This is a genomic window from Luteibacter sp. Sphag1AF (assembly GCF_014192715.1).
Classification (GTDB): domain Bacteria; phylum Pseudomonadota; class Gammaproteobacteria; order Xanthomonadales; family Rhodanobacteraceae; genus Luteibacter.
The window spans coordinates 13134-32370 of sequence record NZ_JACHYH010000009.1; the positions used below are offsets into that span (position 1 = coordinate 13134).

The 19237-nt window shown below is 63.4% G+C and carries 16 protein-coding genes and 1 riboswitch; of the genes, 8 read left to right on the forward strand and 8 right to left on the reverse strand.

Annotation, left to right across the window (positions count from 1 at the left end):
- Positions 1 to 22 precede the first annotated feature (22 nt).
- Positions 23 to 1087 (reverse strand): alanine dehydrogenase, encoded by a 1065-nt coding sequence (gene ald / locus FHW69_RS16875; RefSeq protein WP_183424276.1) that lies wholly within the window; start codon positions 1085 to 1087, stop codon positions 23 to 25.
- 209 nt (positions 1088 to 1296) lie between these two features.
- On the opposite strand from ald, the gene trxB reads away from it, so the two are divergent.
- The 3 genes from trxB to aat are packed head-to-tail and all read left to right on the forward strand — an operon-like array spanning position 1297 to position 4108.
- Positions 1297 to 2256 (forward strand): thioredoxin-disulfide reductase, encoded by a 960-nt coding sequence (gene trxB / locus FHW69_RS16880; RefSeq protein WP_183424277.1) that lies wholly within the window; start codon positions 1297 to 1299, stop codon positions 2254 to 2256.
- A gap of 23 nt (positions 2257 to 2279) precedes the next feature.
- Positions 2280 to 3410 (forward strand): GNAT family N-acetyltransferase, encoded by a 1131-nt coding sequence (locus FHW69_RS16885; RefSeq protein ID WP_183424278.1) that lies wholly within the window; start codon positions 2280 to 2282, stop codon positions 3408 to 3410.
- On the forward strand, positions 3407 to 4108 hold the full coding sequence (aat, locus tag FHW69_RS16890; RefSeq protein ID WP_183424279.1) for a leucyl/phenylalanyl-tRNA--protein transferase: 702 nt from the start codon (positions 3407 to 3409) through the stop codon (positions 4106 to 4108). The genes FHW69_RS16885 and aat overlap by 4 nt, the downstream gene beginning before the upstream one ends.
- A 33-nt stretch (positions 4109 to 4141) precedes the next feature.
- Here the strand turns inward: aat and gspD are convergent, their stop codons facing one another.
- On the reverse strand, positions 4142 to 6463 hold the full coding sequence (gene gspD, locus FHW69_RS16895) for a type II secretion system secretin GspD (RefSeq protein ID WP_183424280.1): 2322 nt from the start codon (positions 6461 to 6463) through the stop codon (positions 4142 to 4144).
- A 107-nt stretch (positions 6464 to 6570) separates the two neighbouring features.
- The gene (gene gndA / locus FHW69_RS16900) at positions 6571 to 7989 is read right to left on the reverse strand and encodes an NADP-dependent phosphogluconate dehydrogenase (RefSeq protein WP_183424281.1); all 1419 of its coding nucleotides are present in this window, start codon (positions 7987 to 7989) and stop codon (positions 6571 to 6573) included.
- A gap of 177 nt (positions 7990 to 8166) precedes the next feature.
- Between gndA and FHW69_RS16905 the strand changes: the two genes are divergently transcribed.
- The 4 genes from FHW69_RS16905 (at position 8167) to ykgO (ending at position 10975) form a co-directional block, all read left to right on the forward strand.
- On the forward strand, positions 8167 to 8892 hold the full coding sequence (locus FHW69_RS16905) for a CoA transferase subunit A (RefSeq protein ID WP_183424282.1): 726 nt from the start codon (positions 8167 to 8169) through the stop codon (positions 8890 to 8892).
- A gap of 22 nt (positions 8893 to 8914) precedes the next feature.
- Positions 8915 to 9556, forward strand: coding sequence for a 3-oxoacid CoA-transferase subunit B (locus tag FHW69_RS16910; RefSeq protein ID WP_183424283.1), 642 nt, complete (start codon positions 8915 to 8917; stop codon positions 9554 to 9556).
- A gap of 321 nt (positions 9557 to 9877) precedes the next feature.
- Positions 9878 to 10792: a LysR family transcriptional regulator gene (locus FHW69_RS16915; protein ID WP_183424284.1), complete on the forward strand. Its 915-nt coding sequence runs from the start codon at positions 9878 to 9880 to the stop codon at positions 10790 to 10792.
- Between the two features lie 57 nt (positions 10793 to 10849).
- Positions 10850 to 10975 (forward strand): type B 50S ribosomal protein L36, encoded by a 126-nt coding sequence (gene ykgO, locus FHW69_RS16920; protein ID WP_029213509.1) that lies wholly within the window; start codon positions 10850 to 10852, stop codon positions 10973 to 10975.
- Positions 10976 to 11187: 212 nt separating this feature from the next.
- Here ykgO and greA read toward each other — a convergent pair whose 3' ends face one another.
- From greA to carA, 3 genes are all read right to left on the reverse strand, one after another.
- A complete protein-coding gene (greA, locus tag FHW69_RS16925) occupies positions 11188 to 11649 on the reverse strand; it encodes a transcription elongation factor GreA (RefSeq protein ID WP_183424370.1) in 462 nt (153 codons plus the stop codon).
- A gap of 14 nt (positions 11650 to 11663) precedes the next feature.
- A complete protein-coding gene (gene carB, locus FHW69_RS16930; protein WP_183424285.1) occupies positions 11664 to 14891 on the reverse strand; it encodes a carbamoyl-phosphate synthase large subunit in 3228 nt (1075 codons plus the stop codon).
- Positions 14892 to 14964: 73 nt separating this feature from the next.
- A complete protein-coding gene (carA, locus tag FHW69_RS16935; protein WP_183424286.1) occupies positions 14965 to 16104 on the reverse strand; it encodes a glutamine-hydrolyzing carbamoyl-phosphate synthase small subunit in 1140 nt (379 codons plus the stop codon).
- Positions 16105 to 16333: 229 nt separating this feature from the next.
- Between carA and FHW69_RS16940 the strand changes: the two genes are divergently transcribed.
- Positions 16334 to 17017: a 2OG-Fe(II) oxygenase gene (locus FHW69_RS16940; protein ID WP_183424287.1), complete on the forward strand. Its 684-nt coding sequence runs from the start codon at positions 16334 to 16336 to the stop codon at positions 17015 to 17017.
- An 80-nt stretch (positions 17018 to 17097) separates the two neighbouring features.
- Here FHW69_RS16940 and FHW69_RS16945 read toward each other — a convergent pair whose 3' ends face one another.
- Both FHW69_RS16945 and dapB read right to left on the reverse strand, forming a co-directional pair.
- Positions 17098 to 18105 carry a sodium:calcium antiporter gene (locus FHW69_RS16945; protein WP_183424288.1) on the reverse strand — a complete coding sequence of 336 codons (1008 nt, stop codon included), beginning with the start codon at positions 18103 to 18105 and terminating at the stop codon, positions 17098 to 17100.
- A gap of 61 nt (positions 18106 to 18166) precedes the next feature.
- A riboswitch (yybP-ykoY riboswitch) is annotated at positions 18167 to 18316 on the reverse strand.
- Between the two features lie 57 nt (positions 18317 to 18373).
- Positions 18374 to 19174 carry a 4-hydroxy-tetrahydrodipicolinate reductase gene (gene dapB, locus FHW69_RS16950; protein ID WP_183424289.1) on the reverse strand — a complete coding sequence of 267 codons (801 nt, stop codon included), beginning with the start codon at positions 19172 to 19174 and terminating at the stop codon, positions 18374 to 18376.
- Positions 19175 to 19237: the final 63 nt, after the last annotated feature.

The window sequence follows — 19237 nt, forward strand, 5'->3', positions numbered from 1 at the left end:
GCCTCGTTCTGCGGACGGGGCATCATGCCATGCCCTGAAGGGCCGGGTGAACGAGCTTGCCGCCTTCGATGTTGATGCCCGCAGCCAGCGGGGCGTAGTCGCGCCATTCGTTGCCGGCAGCCAGACGCTGCACGTACGGGAGGATGGCCGCCGAAATGGCCTGCGAGGAGGTCTGCGGCACGGCGCCCGGCATGTTGGTGACGCAGAAGTGCGTCACGCCGTGCACGTCGTACGTCGGCGACTTCCAGGTGGTGGGACGCGAGGTCTCGAAGCAGCCGCCCTGGTCAATGGAGATGTCGATGAGCACGCTGCCCTTCTCCATGGTCTTGACCATCTCTTCAGTGACGACGCGCGGCGCCTTGGCGCTGGGGATCAGCACGGCACCGACGACGATGTCGGCGTTGCGGACTTCTTCAGCCACCGAGGACTCATAGGCGTACAGCGCGGTGACGTTGGGACCCAGGGCCATCATTTCGGCCATGCGATCCGGACGCTTGTCGAACACCACCACGTTGGCACCGGCCGAAGCGGCCAGCGCAGCAGCGTTGCCACCGGCAGCGCCCGCGCCCAGCACAACCACCTTGCCGCGCGGCGTGGAAGCCATGCCGCCCAGCAGCTTGCCCTTGCCGCCGTTCGGCTGATGCAGGAGCGTGGTGCCGATCTGCGTGGCAATGCGGCCAGCGATGACGGACATCGGCAGCAGCAGCGGCAGGGCGCCGTTCTCATCGACCGACTCGAACGCGACGCCGGTCAGGCCGATGTCGAGCAGCGATCTGGTCAGTTCCGGCTCCGCTGCCAGGTGCAGGTAGCAGAACAGCAGGTGGTGCTTCTTGAGCAGCTTCAGGTCGCCCTCGATGGGCTCCTTCACCTTGACGATCAGCTCGCCCTGCTCGTACAGCGCGGCAGCGTCTGCCACGACCTTCACGCCAACGTTGGCGTAATCGGCGTCGCTGAAACCGCTCTTGGAGCCGGCGCCAGCCTGGATGAAGACATCGTGGCCGCGACGGACGAGGTCGGCAGCAGCGGCGGGAACGAGGGCAACACGGCCTTCGAGGGTCTTGGTTTCGGAGGGGATACCGATACGCATCGTGACGATCCTGAAAATACTGAGAAAACCGCCCCCATGAGTGGGCATGGAGGCACCGTGATAAGCAGATGTCTTGAATCGAACGCCTGTCTTCCCCATTCTTCCGGGTCGACAATGTCTCGCGATACCTCGACACGGCTTCAACTTCCTGCCGCAAGAGGCCAGCGGTTCAACTGAAACACGCCGCCAGTAAACCTTAAGGATTATACATGAGCACCCCCAAGCACAGCCGCCTGCTCATTCTCGGCTCCGGCCCGGCAGGCTACACCGCCGCCGTCTATGCGGCACGCGCCAATCTCAAGCCGACGATGATCACCGGCCTGGCCCAGGGTGGGCAGCTGATGACCACCACCGAGGTGGACAACTGGCCGGGCGACGAAAAAGGTGTTCAGGGTCCTGAACTGATGCGCCGCATGGCAGAGCACGCCGAGCGCTTCGAAACGGAGATGGTGTTCGACCACGTTCACAGCGTGGACCTGCAGACCCGCCCGTTCCGCCTGAAGGGTGATGCCGGCGAGTACACCGCCGACGCCCTGATCGTGACGACCGGCGCCACGGCCAAGTACCTGGGCATCGCCTCGGAAGAAAAGTTCAAGGGTCGCGGCGTGTCCGCCTGCGCCACCTGCGACGGCTTCTTCTTCCGCGATCAGGACGTGGTGGTGGTCGGCGGTGGCAACACGGCCGTGGAAGAAGCGCTTTACCTGTCGAACATCTGCCGCAAGGTTTATCTGGTGCATCGCCGCGACAAGCTGCGCGCCGAGAAGATCATGCAGGACAAGCTGTTTGCGAAGGCTGAAGCCGGCAAGATCGAGCTGCTGTGGAACCACGCCATCGACGAAGTGCTGGGCGACGACTCCGGCGTCAACGGCGTGCGCGTGAAAGACGTGAACACCAACGAAAAGCGCGACCTGGATGTATCCGGCTTCTTCGTGGCCATCGGTCACACGCCGGCCACGGGCATCTTCGAAGGCCAGCTGGACATGCGCGACGGCTATATCAAGATCCGCTCCGGCCTGGAAGGCATGGCCACCATGACCTCGGTGGAAGGTGTGTTCGCCGCCGGCGACGTGGCTGACCATGTTTACCGTCAGGCCGTGACGTCAGCCGGCTTCGGCTGCATGGCGGCTCTGGACGCCGAGCGCTGGCTCGATCAGCAGAGCCTGATCTGAACCGGCCCTCCCGGCCCGTCGACATGGACATCCGCTTCCTCGACGGGCTGGGAACCATCGTTGCCGACGACTGGAACGCGCTGGTGCCGGACGGCAATCCGTTCGTCTCCCACGCGTTCCTGCACGGCATGGAAAGCAAGGGCTGCCTGCGCGAAGACTATGGCTGGAAGCCTCATCACCTCGCCGTGTATGAAGGCAACCGTCTCGCCGCTGCCGCGCCGATGTACCTGAAGGGCAATTCGCACGGCGAGTTCGTTTTCGACTGGAGCTGGGCGGCCGCATGGGAGCGTGCAGGCGGCGACTATTATCCGAAGCTGCTGGTCGCCTCCCCCTACTCCCCCGTACCCGGGCCGCGCCTCCTGGTGCCCGACAGCCCGTACGCGGAGGTGCTGCGTAATCAGCTCACTGCCGCGATGGTGGACGAAGCCGACCGCCTGGGCCTGTCGTCCATCCACGCCAATTTCCTTGTCGAGCGCGATCTGGATGCATTCGATGATCGCTGGCTCCCGCGCTCTGACTGGCAGTTCCACTGGCACAACCGTGGCTATGCAGACTTCGCCGGGTTTCTTGCAACGCTGACCTCAAAGAAGCGGAAGAACATTCGCCACGAGCGCACCCACGCATTCGCGTCAGGCCTGCGCATCGGCATGCACGGCGGCGACGAACTGGACGACCATGCATGGCGCCAGATCCACGCCCTGTACGAATCGACGTTCGACATGAAGGGCAATCATGCCGCCATGACGCTGCGCTTCTTCCAGTATCTGGGGCGCACGATGGGCCCGGGTGTACAGGTGGCTACGGCGCATCATGGTGATCGCATGGTCGCGATGGCGCTGTTTCTGCGTGGTGGCGACGCGCTGTATGGGCGTTACTGGGGCGCCAGCGTGGATGTGTCGGGGCTGCATTTCGAGCTTTGCTATTACCAGGGCATCGACTACTGCATCCGCGAGGGCATCGCGCGTTTTGAGCCCGGAGCGCAGGGTGAGCACAAGCTGGCGCGCGGCTTCCTGCCCACACAGACCCACTCCAGGCATTACATTGCACACGAAGGTTTTCGACGGGCGGTACGCGACGCGCTGCTGCATGAGGCGGCGGCGAAAGAAGCGTATCGTGACGAACTGATGCAGCATTCGCCCTATGCCGAACGATGATCCAGCTACCGCGCCTGCACCCTGCCCTCCCGAACGTCTTCCCCGACCCGACCAGCGCGCTGGCCGAGCCTAACGGCTTGCTCGCGTTTGGTGGCGACCTGTCGGTGGAGCGACTGGTCGCGGCGTATTCGCAGGGCGTGTTTCCCTGGTTCAACGACGATGAACCGATCCTCTGGTGGTCACCTGATCCGCGCTGCATCTTTCGCACCGATCAGCTCCACGTCAGTCGCAGTCTGCGCAGGCAACTGCGTCGCGATGGCTGGACGGTGACCTTTGATCGCGCCTTTGGTGCCGTGATGCGCGCGTGCGCTGCGCCGCGTGCGGATCAGCCGGGCACGTGGATTGGTGAGGACATGATCCGCGCGTACAACGATCTGCACGCGCGCGGGTTTGCGCACAGCGTCGAGGTCTGGTCAGAGGAAGGCCTGGTGGGTGGCCTTTATGGTGTGGCCATCGGCCGGCTGTTCTGCGGCGAATCCATGTTCAGCATTCGCACTGGCGGCTCGAAAGCGGCGCTGGTGGGTTTGTGCGACTTGCTTCAGGCGTGGGAATTTCCGCTACTGGATGCGCAGGTGACCAACGATCACCTGCTACGCATGGGGGCTATCGAAATTCCCCGCGCAAGCTTCATCCGCCAGGCAAGACACCTGAGTGCCCTGCCTGGCAGGCCCGGCAGCTGGGCGAACGCATCGCGCTGAAAGCGGAGCCTGAAGCCCTTCCCGCACAGCCCGTCAGGGCCGCACAGGAATCGTCTGCACTCCACCATTCATCGGCGCCGCCGATGCCGCCGGCAACAACGGTCGCAGCGATTCAAACTTGCGCTGGTACTCGTCCGTCACCGTCTTGGCTTCTTCGCCATTGGTAATCACACGCGGCGTAATCAGCACAATCAGCTCCGTGCGATTGCGGCTGCGCGTCGTCGTTCCGAACAGGCGGCCAATGATCGGCATGCGGTTCAAGCCTGGAATTCCCGTATCCGACTGGCTTTCGTCCTGCTTGATAAGGCCACCCAGCAACACCGTCTGCCCGCTTTGCACCGCAACCTGCGTGCTGACTTCGCGCTGCTTGATCGGGTAATTGTCGGTGCCCGCATCCTTCACGCCGGGAGCGCTGACTACCTGATTGATGTTCAGGTACACCAGGCCGCCCGGATTGACGCGCGGCCGCACGTTGAGGATCACGCCGGTATTGAGATACGACACCTGGCCGATCGTGTTGTCGGTACTACCCGTGGTGTTGACATAGGTCTGCTGGACCGGAATCTGATCGCCGACCTGGATATGCGCTTTCTGATTGTTCAGCACGACGAGTGACGGCGCGGAAAGAATCTTCGCGTTGCCGCTGGTTTCCACCGCACGCACGGCCACGGCCAGATTGTTGTTGGTGAACGAGTAGAAGAAGCTGTCGGTGCCATTGAAGGTGTTGCCGCCGTTACCCAGCGCCCACTGCTGCTTGTTGCCCGGCTGGCCGACCGAACCATTCTTGCCGCCGACCAGGCCTTCCAGGTACCACTGCACGCCGAACTCAAACTCGCCGGTCAGCGCCACTTCCAGAATTCGCGTTTCGATCTGCACCTGCAACGGCACGGCATCGAGGCGCTTGATGGCCTGCTCGATCTCCGCCCACTGCGCCGGTCGCGCACGCACCATCAGCTGATTGTTGGAATCGACCGATGTGATCCTGACGCCATCTTCGGTGGTGCTGCCGCCCGAGCGATGGCGCGACGTGTTGCTGTCGCCCATGCCATCGTCGCTGCTGCCCAGGCTGCTACCGGACGAGCCCAGGCTACCGCTGCTCATGCTGTTGGACGTGGACCCAAGGCTGTTGCTGCCCGTACTGGAATAGCTGCCCGTCGAGCTGCCGAAGCTGCCTGTGGTGCTGCCCAGGCCGGAACCGCCGCGGTTGGCCGAGTCGCTGTCCGAACCGCCACTCATCGTGCCCGACGACAGACCCGGGGCCACCTTGCCGCCACGGTCGGAGCTGCCGCCCGAGCCACCGCCATAGATGTCGCTGAGGTATTCAGCGAGATCTGACGCCTGCACGTTGCGCACGTCGTACACGAACAGCTGCGGCTCGTTGCCGCCGCCACGGTCAATGCGGTCGATCCAGCCACGCACTTCTTCCAGGTATTCAGACTGCGGGCTGATGACCACCAGCGCATTGGTACGCTCGATGGGAATGAAGCGCAGCATGCCGGCCATGGGCGTATTGCCCTTGTCGCCGAAAATCTTGTCCAGCGCGGGCATCAGTTCTTTGACGTCGGCGCGCTGAAGCGTAAACACGCCAACGGACATGCCACGCAACCAATCAACGTCGAACGTCTTGACCGTACGCTGGTAATTCTCCAGCTCGGCAGGCGTGCCAGCCATCACGATCACGTTGCGGGTGGGATCAGCCAGCAGCACGGCATCGGCACGGGCAAACGGCTTCACCAGCTTCTGCATTTCCGTGGCGGAAATGTAGTGCAGCGGGAACAGGCGCGCCTGCAAGCCACCTGCGGGCGCCACGGCACCCAGGCTGGGAACCAGGTTGCCGGCCGCAGCATCCTTCGCAGGCATCACCACGTAGCGGCCACTGGTATGCACCAGCGCATTGCCGGTCCATGAAAGCAGAGTTTCGAGGATCGGCAGCGCCTGATCGGCGGTCACGGGCTGGGACGTCGAGAAGGACACATTGCCCTGCACGCCGGGCGTGATCGAATAATTCTCATGCAGCAGGTCGCCGAGGATGGCCTTGACCACCGACTCGACCGGCTGATTCTCAAAGTTGAAAGTGACACTTCCCTCGCCGGCAGCCACCGGGCGCGGCTTCGCCAGGCCCTGCGGTTTCACGAACTGACCCGTACCGGTCGAGATTTCAGGCGGCAGATGGGTCGACGACACGGACGGCGGAGCCCCCGCCGGGGCGACAATCTGCGGCCGCGGAGCGGCTTTCTCCGTACCAGCGATGGCTTCGCGCTGCAAAGCACCATCGTCACGGGGCTGCGGAAGGGTCGAGCATCCGGCTAGTACGACCGCAAGCGCCGTAGCGCCGATCAGAGAACTTCTGGGCATGGAACAACGTACTCCCTCGTTGGTCGGCGGCGCGCTAGCCTCCCAGGCGGCGCACCGATCTTCCAACTCTACTGTAGGAGTATGACTTTGTGGGAGCGGGATTATTCCTACAATGTGTCAGACCATTCCTCGTGGAAACTTCCGCTCTTGTCCACGCGCTCGAAAGTGTGGGCGCCGAAAAAGTCCCGCTGGGCCTGAATCAGGTTGGCCGGAAGCCGCTCTGCGCGGTAGCTGTCGAAGTACGCCACGGCCGCACAAAAGCCCGGAACAGGCACACCTGCGCGTACCGCAGCCGTCACCACCTCGCGCAACGCGCCCTGATATTCGTGAGCTATGTCACGAAAATAAGGGGCCAGCAGCAGGTTCTTGAGGGCGCCATCCGCCGCATAGGCGTCGGTGATTTTCTGGAGGAAACCGGCGCGGATGATGCAGCCAGCGCGGAAGATCTTCGCGATGGTGCCATAGTCCAGCGACCAATGATTCTCATCGGATGCCGCAAGCAGCTGGGCGAAACCCTGGGCGTAGGAGATGATCTTGCTCATGAACAGGGCGCGGCGGACTGACTCGATGAAGGCCTTGCGGTCGCCCTCGAAAGGCGACACGTCCGGTCCTTTCAGGGTTTTGCTGGCTGCCACGCGCTCGTCCTTCATGGATGACAGCACGCGGGCGAACACAGACTCCGTAATCAGCGTGAGCGGCACGCCCAGATCCAGCGCGCTCTGACTGGTCCATTTACCCGTGCCCTTCTGCGCGGCGCGATCAAGGATGGCGTCGACCAGGGCTTTCCCCGTATGACCGTCTTTGTGACGGAATATCTTCGCGGTGATCTCAATCAGGTAGCTGTCCAGCTCACCCTCGTTCCAGTCGGTATAAACCTCCGCCAGCTCGTCGTTGCTCAGGCCCACCACATGCTTGAGCACGGCGTAGCTCTCGGCGATGAGCTGCATGTCGCCGTATTCGATGCCGTTGTGGACCATTTTGACGTAATGACCCGCGCCATCGGGGCCCATGTAGGCAACGCAGGGCTCGCCATCGGGCGCCCTTGCCGCAATCTGGGTCAGTATCGGCGCCACCAGGTCGTAGGCGTCGCGCGGACCACCGGGCATGATCGACGGGCCCTTCAGGGCGCCCTCTTCACCACCGGATACGCCCGTGCCGATGAAGTGCAGGCCGCTCTTTGCCAGGTCTTCGCCACGACGGATCGTGTCTTTGTAGAAGGTATTGCCGCCGTCGATCAGCACATCGCCCTTGTCCAGCAAGGGGCGTAGCGATGCGATGGTGGCATCGGTGGCCTCGCCCGCCTTCACCATCAGGAGAATACGGCGCGGCTTCTCAAGCGACTCGACGAACTCTTCCAGCGAATAGGTCGGCACCAGCTTCTTGCCGGGACTTTCGCTCATCACCTCGTCAGTCTTTTCACGGCTGCGATTGAAGATGGATACCGCGTGGCCGCGGCTCTCAATGTTCCAGGCCAGGTTCCGACCCATGACGGCCATGCCGATGACGCCGATCTTCTGCTTGCTCACGAGGGTGACTCCCTGGGATGCGTGCGAATAAGTGCGGCGGCCAGTATGAGCCGCCTGTTGTCGACGCGGGTTGAAGCCCTTCCTTCCACCGGGGTCACGCTGCACCGCACAGAAGGTCAGGCAATACCCTCGGCTATGATGGGCGGTGAACAGACGCCGGACTCCAAGGAACTACAGATGGCATCGAACGACGTAAAGAAGAATGCACGGGACAAGCGCTACCCGTCTGCACACGAAGCACTGGCGGGCCTTGTTGCCGACGGCCAGACCATCGCCGTGGGCGGCTTCGGCCTGTGCGGCATTCCGGAACTGCTGATCGAGGCGTTGCGCGACTCGGGCGTACGCGAACTGACCGCTGTGTCGAACAACGCGGGCATCGACGGCGCGGGCCTGGGCCTGCTGCTGGAAACTCGCCAGATTCGCAAAATGGTGTCGTCCTACGTCGGCGAAAACAAGGAATTCGAGCGCCAGTACCTCGCCGGCGAGTTGGAAGTGGAATTCACGCCCCAGGGCACGCTGGCGGAAAAGCTCCGTGCAGGCGGCGCGGGCATCCCCGCGTTCTTCACCCGCACCGGCTATGGCACGCAGGTGGCCGAGGGCAAGGAAACGCGCGAATTCGACGGCCACATGTACGTGATGGAACACTCCATCCGGGCCGACGTCGCACTCGTCAAGGCGTGGAAGGCCGACCCGTCGGGCAACCTGGTGTTCCGCAAGACGGCCCGCAACTTCAACCCCATGGCCGCCACGGCGGGCAAGGTGTGCATCGCGGAAGTGGAAATCATGGTGGAGATAGGCGAACTCGATCCTGACCAGGTGCATACGCCGGGCATCTATGTGGACCGCATCGTCCACAACCCGAACCCGAGCAAGCGCATCGAACAGCGCACCGTGCGCGCCTGACCCACTGAAGGATACGAACACCATGGCCTGGACCCGTGAACAGATGGCGCAGCGCGCCGCCCTTGAACTCTCCGATGGCGATTACGTCAACTTAGGCATCGGCCTGCCCACCCTGGTGGCCAACCACCTGCCTGAGGGCGTGGATGTCTGGCTTCAGTCGGAAAATGGCCTGCTGGGTATTGGCCCCTTCCCCACGGAGGACGAAGTGGATGCCGACCTGATCAACGCCGGCAAGCAGACGGTCACCGCGCGCGCTGGCGCGTCGTTCTTCAGCAGCGCCGACTCGTTCGCCATGATTCGTGGCGGACATATCGACATCTCCATCCTCGGCGCCATGCAGGTCACCTGCGAAGGTGATATCGCCAACTGGATGGTGCCCGGCAAGATGGTCAAGGGCATGGGCGGCGCCATGGACCTTGTAGCCGGCGTGAAGCGCGTGGTCGTGGTCATGGAGCACACGGCCAAAGACGGCTCGCACAAGATCCTGACCGAATGCACCCTGCCGCTTACGGGCAAGGGCGTGGTCAACCGCATCATTACCGAACTGTGCGTCTTCGACGTTGATCGCGATGGACTCACGCTGGTTGAACTGGCGCCGGGCGTGGACGAAGCGGCCATCCGCACGGCCACGGGCTGTGAGTTCAGGACGGCTCTGGCGGCGTAATCGGGCGCTTTCTGGCGAAGTCCCCCGGTAGCAGACCGGGGGACTTGCTGGCCCCCACCTGCCCTGGAGGGCGGCGGTTATCGTGCTCGGGGGGCTTGGCGCGAGATTCTCAAACGCCGGAAATAAAGTCGCCCCGCAGAGGACGCGTCAACATCGGCTTCGGGGGGGAGGATAGCCGGATGTTGCGGATTAGCGTCGATGCGGGGCGAGGGACCTACCGACCCAGGGGGAGGGGTTGGTGGTAGGCCGAGAAGAATAATATCCTCGATCTATACGACGATCCAATATATATTTCGACCGATACTTATTCGGCTTGCGACTATGTTCGATTTGCGCCAGCTGCGCTATTTCGTGGAAGTGGCCGATACCCTGAGCTTCACTCAGGCCGCCCAGCGTCTGCATATCTCCCAGCCACCGCTTTCCCAGCAGATTCTGTCGCTGGAGGCGGACCTTGGCGTGCGTCTGTTCGACCGCACGAAGCGTCGGGTGGCGCTGACTGAGCCGGGGCGCATCTTTCTTATTGAGGCCCGGGCAATCCTTTCGCGTGCCGACGCGGCCAGGACCATCGTAAGCGAGGCCGCCGCCGGGTTTACCGGCCACCTTCGGCTGGCGTATTCCGTTTCCGTATCATTCCATCCCGCCCTTCCGGAAACGTTGCTCCGGTTCACACAAGCAGCGCCGGGCGTCAGCGTGCAGCTGGGCGAGATGTATACGGGGCCCCAGTACGATGCCCTCCTGAGCGGACAGATCGACGTGGGCCTGCTTCGTGCGGAGCCTTCGGGCATCGGCAACGCCCGGCAGCTGAACGTGGAAGTCATCGACCGCGAGCCTCTGGTGGTAGCCATGCCCGCCGGTCACCGGCTGGCCCAGCGCCCCAGCCTGCGCATGTCGGAACTGGCCGGCGAGCGCTTCGTGGCCCAGCCGCGCAGCCTCGCCGCCACCCTCTACGACCGCCTGATGCTACTGACCAGCAAGGCACGCTTCCGCCCGAATATTCGTCAGGAAGCCCAGCAGGTCACCTCCCTGCTCCCGCTTGTCGCTGCCGGGCTGGGCCTGGCACTGGTGCCCGGCTCGTTGCGCGCCGTACATCTGGCGGGCGTTGCCTTCGTGCCCGTGGACGACCCTGACGCAAACCTCTTGCTTGCGGTGGCCAGTCGCGTGGACAATACGTCCCCTGTTCTGGAGAGCTTTCTCCGAACCGTCCGGGAATCGCGCGCGTCATTGGGCTTGTGCTAAGCCGATGCCTCCGCTAGAATTCCGGTTTTCCCTCGTTCGTAGTTTTAGGAGCTGGCCGTGAAGGTGCTTTCCTCTTTGAAGTCCGCGAAGTCGCGTCACCGTGACTGCAAAGTCGTACGCCGTCGCGGCAAAGTGTTCGTAATCTGCAAGAGCAACCCGCGTTTCAAGGCTCGTCAGCGCTAATTTAGCAGCGACGTGCTTTACGAAAAGAGGCCGCGAAAGCGGCCTTTTTTTGTGCTTGCTGCGGGAGCGTGATTCGTGGGGGGGCGGATGGGTCCAATGCACGGCGACTGCCCCGTCATGAGCAGGCTCACTCCCGCAGATATCATCCACACCGTTCATCAGACACAAAAAAGGCCGCTTTCGCGGCCTTTTCCGTTTGCTCCACCCGACAATCAGGTGTAACGCACACCCGTGATCTCGTAGTTCTTCACGCCATTGGGCGCCTTGAACTCGAAGCTGTCGCCTTCGCTCTTGCCGATGAGGGCGCGCGCGATGGGTGAGGAAATGGCAATCAGGAACTTCTTGATGTCCGCTTCCAGGTCACCGACGATCTGGTAGGTGACCTTGTCCCCACTGTCCTCGTCTTCCAGATCCACGATAGCGCCGAACACGATGCGCGTACCCGCACCAAGGCGCTCGGTGTCGATGATCTCGGAGTTGGACAGTGCCGCCTCCAGCTCGTTGATGCGGCCTTCGTTGAAGCCGTGCTCTTCGCGGGCGGCGTGGTACTCGGCGTTCTCCTTCAGGTCGCCGTGGGCGCGCGCTTCTGCGACGGCCGCGATGATCTTCTGGCGCTTCGGACCTTTCAGGAATTCCAGCTCCTCGCGAAGACGCTCGGAACCTTTCTTGGTCATGGGGGGACGGCTGCTCACGAATGAAGCTCCTTGTGCAGTTCCTGCAGGCTGTTGACCTCGCCATTGGCGTGGAAATCGAGCGAATGCACGAGTGCACGCGCGCCTGCGACGGTCGTGGAATAGGTGACGCGCTGCTGCAGCGCTTCGCGACGGATGGAGAAGGAGTCGGAAATCGCCTGCTTGCCTTCCGTCGTGTTCACAATATAGACCACGTCGCCATTCTTGATCAGGTCGACGATGTGCGGGCGGCCTTCCAGCACCTTGTTGATGCGCACGCACGGCACGTCGTGCTTCGCCAGGAACGCAGCCGTGCCCTCGGTGGCCACCAGCTGGTAGCCGCGGCGAGCCACGTCCTGCGCGATGGGCAGCAGGCGATCCTTGTCCGAATCACGCACCGACAGGAACACCTTGCCCTTCGGCGGAGCCTTGATGCCGGCCGCCTCGTGACCGCGCGCAAACGCGGCACCGAAGGTGCGGCCCACACCCATCACCTCACCCGTGGAACGCATTTCGGGGCCGAGGATCGGATCGACGTTCTGGAACTTCAGGAACGGGAAGATCGCTTCCTTGACCGAGTAGTACGACGGGATGACTTCCTTCGTAGCGCCCTGGTCGGCCAGCGAGCGACCCGCCATGGCACGCGCGGCCACCTTGGCCAGCGACACCCCCGTGGCCTTGCACACGAACGGCACCGTACGCGAGGCGCGCGGGTTCACTTCAAGAATGAACACCTCGTCGCCCTGGATGGCGAACTGGGTATTCATCAGGCCAACCACCTTCAGCTCACGCGCAAGCAACGTGACCTGACGACGCATTTCGTCCTGCACCTCGGCAGACAGCGAGTACGGCGGCAGCGAGCAGGACGAATCGCCCGAGTGCACGCCTGCCTCTTCGATGTGCTCCATGATGCCGCCCACCAGCACCTGGCCGGTGGCGTCGGCAACGATGTCCACGTCCACTTCCACGGCGTGGTCGAGGAAGCGGTCCAGCAGCACCGGAGAATCATTGGACACCTGCACGGCATCGCGGATGTAGCGCGACAGGTCGGCGTTGTCGTAGACGATTTCCATGGCGCGGCCGCCCAGCACATAGCTGGGACGCACGACCAGCGGATAGCCGATCTCGCCCGCCATCGCCAGCGCTTCTTCCGCGTTGCGGGCGGTGCGGTTCGGCGGCTGCTTCAGCTGCACGCGCTCGATCAGCTGCTGGAAGCGCTCGCGATCTTCGGCCAGGTCGATGGAGTCGGCACTGGTGCCGATGACCGGCACGCCGGCAGCCTCAAGCGCACGCGCAAGCTTCAACGGCGTCTGGCCGCCGTACTGCACGATCACGCCCTTCGGCTTTTCGAGGTCGACGATTTCCAGCACGTCTTCCAGCGTCAGCGGCTCGAAGAACAGGCGGTCGGAGGTGTCGTAGTCGGTGGAAACGGTTTCCGGGTTGCAGTTGACCATGATGGTTTCAAAACCATCCTCGCGCAGGGCGAGCGCTGCGTGCACGCAGCAGTAGTCGAACTCGATACCCTGCCCGATGCGGTTCGGGCCACCACCCAGCACGATGATCTTGTCGCGGTTGGTCGGATTGGCCTCGCACTCTTCCTCGTACGTGGAATACATGTACGCGGTGGTAGTGGCGAACTCGGCGGCGCAGGAGTCCACGCGCTTGTACACCGGGCGCACACCCAGGCCATGACGCAGGGCGCGAAGCGCGGATTCGTCGGTGCCGGCCAACTCGGCAAGGCGGGCGTCGGAGAAGCCCATGCGCTTGAGTTCGCGCATGCGCGGCTCGTCCAGCGCGGACACGCCCTGACGCTGCACTTCGCCTTCGGTCATCACGATGTCTTCGAACGCGGCAAGGAACCACGGATCAATGCGCGTGAGGTCGAATACTTCCTGCAGGCTGAGGCCGGCGCGGAAAGCGTCAGCCACATGGAACACGCGATCCGGACGCGGCTCGCGCAGTTCGCGCTTCAGCGTCTGGAAGCCTTCCTCGCTACCGATGTCCAGGCCGGTCGGGTTGAGGCCGGTCTTGCCGATTTCCAGGCCACGCAGTGCTTTGTGCATCGACTCGGTGAACGTGCGGCCCATGGCCATCACTTCACCTACCGACTTCATCTGCGTGGTGAGGCGCGCATCAGCGGCCGGGAATTTCTCGAAGGCGAAGCGCGGGATCTTGGTGACGACATAGTCGATGGACGGCTCGAACGACGCGGGCGTGAGGCCGCCGGTGATGTCGTTGCGCAGTTCGTCCAGCGTGTAACCCACTGCAAGCTTGGCGGCGACCTTGGCGATGGGGAAGCCCGTGGCCTTGGAGGCCAGCGCCGAGGAGCGCGACACGCGCGGATTCATTTCGATGACCACCACGCGACCGTCTTCGGCATTGATGCCGAACTGTACGTTGGAGCCGCCGGTATCAACGCCGATCTTGCGCAGCACCGCGATGGATGCGTTGCGCAGGCGCTGATATTCCTTGTCGGTCAGCGTCTGTGCCGGCGCGACAGTGATGGAGTCGCCCGTATGGACGCCCATCGGATCGAAGTTTTCAATCGAGCACACGATGATGCAGTTGTCCGCCTTGTCGCGGACCACTTCCATCTCGAATTCCTTCCAGCCGAGCACCGACTCTTCCACCAGCACTTCGTGCACAGGGGAAAGCTCAAGGCCGCGGCCGATGATCTCGACGAACTCTTCCTTGTTGTACGCAATGCCGCCACCGGAACCACCCAGCGTGAAGCTGGGGCGGATGATGGTCGGGTAGCCGACGGTGGCCTGGATTTCCAGCGCCTGCTCCATGGAGCGGGCAACGCCCGCCTTCGGGCATTCCAGGCCGATGTCGGCCATGGCCTTGCGGAACAGGTCGCGGTCTTCGGCCATGCGGATGGCTTCGCGCGATGCACCGATCAGTTCGACGTTGTACTTGTCGAGCACGCCGTTGTCGGCCAGATCAAGCGCGCAGTTGAGGCCGGTCTGGCCACCCATCGTGGGAAGCACCGCATCCGGGCGCTCCTTCTCGATGATGCGCTCCACCGTCTGCCAGTTGATCGGCTCGATGTACACCGCATCGGCGGTGTCCGGGTCGGTCATGATGGTCGCCGGGTTGGAATTGACCAGGACGACGCGGTAACCCTCTTCGCGCAGGGCCTTGCAGGCCTGGGCGCCGGAGTAGTCGAACTCGCAGGCCTGACCGATGACAATCGGGCCAGCACCAATGACGAGGATGGTTTTCAGATCTGAGCGCTTGGGCATGGGTTTCTCGCTTTCGCAGGCGTTGAGGTCAGCAGGCGGCCGGTGAAGGCCGCCACTTGGGGCAAGGCGGCGGTTACGCCTTCGTCTTGCCGTGCTGTTCCATCGAGGCAATGAACTGGTCGAACAGGTAGTCCAGATCCTGCGGACCCGGGCTGGCTTCCGGATGGCCCTGGAAACAGAAGGCCGGTCGGTCGCTGAGCGCGAAGCCCTGCAGGGAACCGTCAAACAGCGAGGTGTGCGTCACCCGTGCATTCGCCGGCAGCGTGGAGGCATCCACGGCGAAACCGTGGTTCTGCGAGCTGATCAGCACGCGGCCGTTGTCGTGATCCTTCACCGGATGGTTGGCACCGTGGTGACCAAACTTCATCTTCAGCGTCTTCGCACCGATGGCCAGCGCCATGATCTGGTGACCCAGGCAGATGCCGAACAGCGGCAGGCGCGTGTCCAGAATCTCGCGGGTGGCCTCGATGGCGTAGTCGCACGCCGCCGGGTCGCCCGGGCCGTTGGCGAGGAACACGCCATCCGGATTCATCGCCAGTACGTCTTTTGCGGGCGTCTGCGCGGGCACCACCGTGATGTCGCAGCCACGACCGGCCAGCAGGCGCAGGATGTTCTGCTTCACGCCGAAGTCGTAAGCCACCACGCGGAAGCGCTTGGGTGAGTTGTAGAAGGCCGTCTTGTCCAGGTCGTATACGCCCTCGGACCACTGGTAGGTCTTCGTGGTGCTGACAACCTTGGCCAGGTCCATGCCATTGAGGCCTTCGAAGCCGCGTGCTTTCGCGATGGCGGCGTCAGCGTCGATGGCATCACCGGCAACGATGCAGCCGGACAGCGCGCCCTTCTCGCGAAGGATGCGGGTCAGGCGACGGGTGTCGATGCCGGCGATGGCGACGATGTTCTGGCGCTCAAGGTAGGCGGGCAGCGGTTCAACGCTGCGCCAGTTGCTGGCCAGGCGCGGCACATCGCGGACGATGAGACCGGCCGCGTGCACGCGGTCGGATTCGACGTCCACCGGGTTGGTGCCCGTGTTGCCGATGTGCGGATAGGTAAGGGTAACGATCTGTCGCGAATAGGAGGGGTCCGTGAGGATCTCCTGGTAGCCCGTCATGGCAGTGTTGAACACTACCTCGCCAACGGTTTCACCGCGGGCACCGACCGCATGGCCGTGGAACAGGCTGCCATCTTCGAGGGCAAGCAGAGCGGGAGTACGCATGGGAAAGGCCGCCTTTCAGGTGCAGCAAGGTCCGCAAGCCACCGCAGAGCGGCTCGTGGACCTTGGGGATAAGGATCGTGGGCGGGACAGAATGATAGGTGCACAGCGCCTTTCTGTCCACCGTTACCGTTGCATTGCAGCAGGAATTCTAAACGCTTTGGCGGCCACGGATGTTCCGTTATAACAAGGTTACAATCCCCTTAACCTACCGGCCCGAAGATAACGCCCCATGTTGCTCGATCCTGCCCGCCTGGACCGCTCCGACACCGACGTCCACCTCGAGCCTTTCCCGTTCATGATTGCCCATGGGCAGCTCCCGGACGAGGCGCGCAGCGATCTGGAGCGCGATTTCCCGCAGTACGCCAGTGCGGGTTTCTTCCCGTACGACGCCAGCGATTGCGGGCCGTCCGTGAACGACCTGGTTGAGCAGATGAGCTCGCCCGCCTTTGCCGCAGCCATCGGCCGACAGCTGGGTATCGACAATCTGGGCCAGTACCCCACCCTCATCACCCTGTGCCGGTTGCTGAACCGACGCCACGGCACGATTCACACCGATAGCAAGTCGAAAGTGGCTACGGCGCTCATTTACCTGAATCAGCAATGGCCCGATACCAGCGACGGTTGTCTGCGCTTCCTGCGCAGCATCGACAACATCGACGACACGGTGGCGCCCGAGCTGAAGCCGCTTTTCGGCGAATTTGCCGTTTTCCGCCGCACCGAGAACTCGTTTCACGGCCACCTGCCCTATGAGGGCGAGCGCCGGGTCATCCAGGTCGCCTGGCTCACCAGCGAAGAGGAAAAGCTGCGCAAGACCAAGCGCGGCAAGTTCTCCCGGGTGTTCAAGAAGATTTTTGGCAAGTGGGATCGGCAGCTTGGCGCGGGGCGGGATCGTAGCGCCTCGCATCGGGACTGACTTTCCTGAAACGCTAACGCCCGGTCATCGCGAGCAAGCCCGCCACCACAGGTGGGGCGAGCTTGCTGCGACAGGTGGCCTCAGCGAGAGAAGTGCCACGCTACGTAGGCGGCAAACACGCCGTACAGCAGGCCAATCGGCATCAGCCAGCGGGCGTTGACGGCGCCACGGCGGAACATGACCCAAAGCGCAACCACCGCGATGCTGGTGATGACGCCCGCGACGATCAGCGGCGCATCAAACAGCCACGGCGTGGCGAACAGGGCCAGTGAGCTGGGAATGGTGGCCTGAATCATCATGGCGCCGGAGATGTTGGCCAGGGCCAGCCGCTCTTTGCCCTGACGCACCCAGATCAGCGCATTCACGGTCTCGGGCAGCTCGGTCGCCACAGGACTGAGCACCAGGGCCACGAGGTGCGGCGACAGCGAGAATGCCTCGCCGATGGCCTCCAGCTGGCCCACGAAAATGCGCGACGCAATGGCGATCACCACCAATGCCAGCAGGGTCTGCGTGGCCACCCAGCTCATGCTGGGATCAAGCACGTTCGGGCGGAATTTAAGCGGCTCCAGGTCCTCCTCATCGTCCGGTGCGCTGTCGTCATCGCGCATTTCGCGCCACACGTACAGGGCGTACGAAGCGAGGAACAGCACGCCGAGCCAGGGCTTCCACGCGAAGGCCACGAGGCCGAGGCCCACTTTCACGATGAAGATGCCAAGGAACCAGGACTGATCGCGAGCCAGGCGGCGATGATCGACGCGGATGCGGTCATCCACACGATGCAGGCGCCGACGGTTGAGGAACAAGGCGAAACCCACCACCGCGTAGGCGATGGTCGCCAGCACCAGCGGGCCACCCAGCGCCGCGCCGACGCCGATGTCTTTGGCTTCGGGAGACTTGCCGAACATCACGGCGACGAAAGTCACCGCGCTTTCTGGCAATGCCGTGCCGAAGGCGGCCAGCACGGTACCGGTGGCGGTCGCGCCCAGACTCAACTTGCGACCGAACCACTCCACACCATTTACGAAGTATTCGCAGGCGAAATAGATCGCGCCTGCGGAAACCAGGAATAAAAACGCAGTCAGCAGCATGGGATCAACTGAGCCGGGCGAGCAAATACCGATGGCGCAACGACACGGCTCGCCCGGCCCGGGTGAGCGTGTCGATGGCCAAAGGTCTCGCCGGGCACACCGCCACCGAAGGTGACGGTTACCGTTCGCGCCATGGGGCACAAGGCCGCCAAGTCTGTTGACGCGAACTCCTCAGGGGGAACGAGGATGGCTACTCCCCAATGACATCGGGGCGGAGTTTAGCATGTCACGTTCATGTGGGAACCGGCTTGCGGAAGACGACGGGAGTTCAGACCTTCGCGGCAATCACGTCGTCGATGGTCCACGCCCCCGATGCCCGACCCGCAATCCACGCCGCGGATTCCAGCGCGCCGCGGGCAAAAATGCTGCGATCCGTCGCCCGGTGCGTCAGCTCGACACGCTCGCCCTGCCCCATCAGCATCGCGGTGTGCTCACCCACAATGTCCCCGCCGCGCACCACGGCAAACCCGATGGTGCCGGCCTTGCGTGCCCCCGGACGCCCCTCCCGCGCATACACCGCCAGTTCCTCCAGCGTGGCACCACGAGCGGCAGCCGCAGCCTCACCCAGCGCCAGCGCCGTGCCCGAAGGCGCATCTTCCTTGCGCGAGTGATGGGCCTCGACGATGTCCAGGTCCCACGTATCCAGCGCCGCAGCGGCCTCTTTCAACAGGCGGCTGAGAACGGCAACGCCAAGGCTGAAATTGGCAGCGCGCAGCACGGCAATGCGCTGCGCGGCATCTTTCAGGCGCTGCTCCATGGTGGCATCCAGGCCAGTGGTGCCGGTGACGACGGCAATGCCGTGCGCCTGAGCATGATCCAGTACAGCAGCAAGGCCGGCCGGACCACTGAAGTCGATAATGGCGTCGATGGTCGGCGCGCCTGCCCAATCGGTCGCGAAGCGCAACGTCTGCACCTCGTCGCGATACACCGGCTTGCCGGCGTGTGCAGACCCCGGGCTCACCGTGGCATGCACGAGTTCAAAGCGCGCGTCGTCACGAACGAGCGACAACAGCGCCGCACCCATGCGACCGGAAGCGCCACTGATGGCAAGACGAAAAGCGCGGGTCATCACATACCTCGACATGCAGGGCTATCAGAAGCCCTGCACTGTGCCGCCAGTGGCGCGCCACGG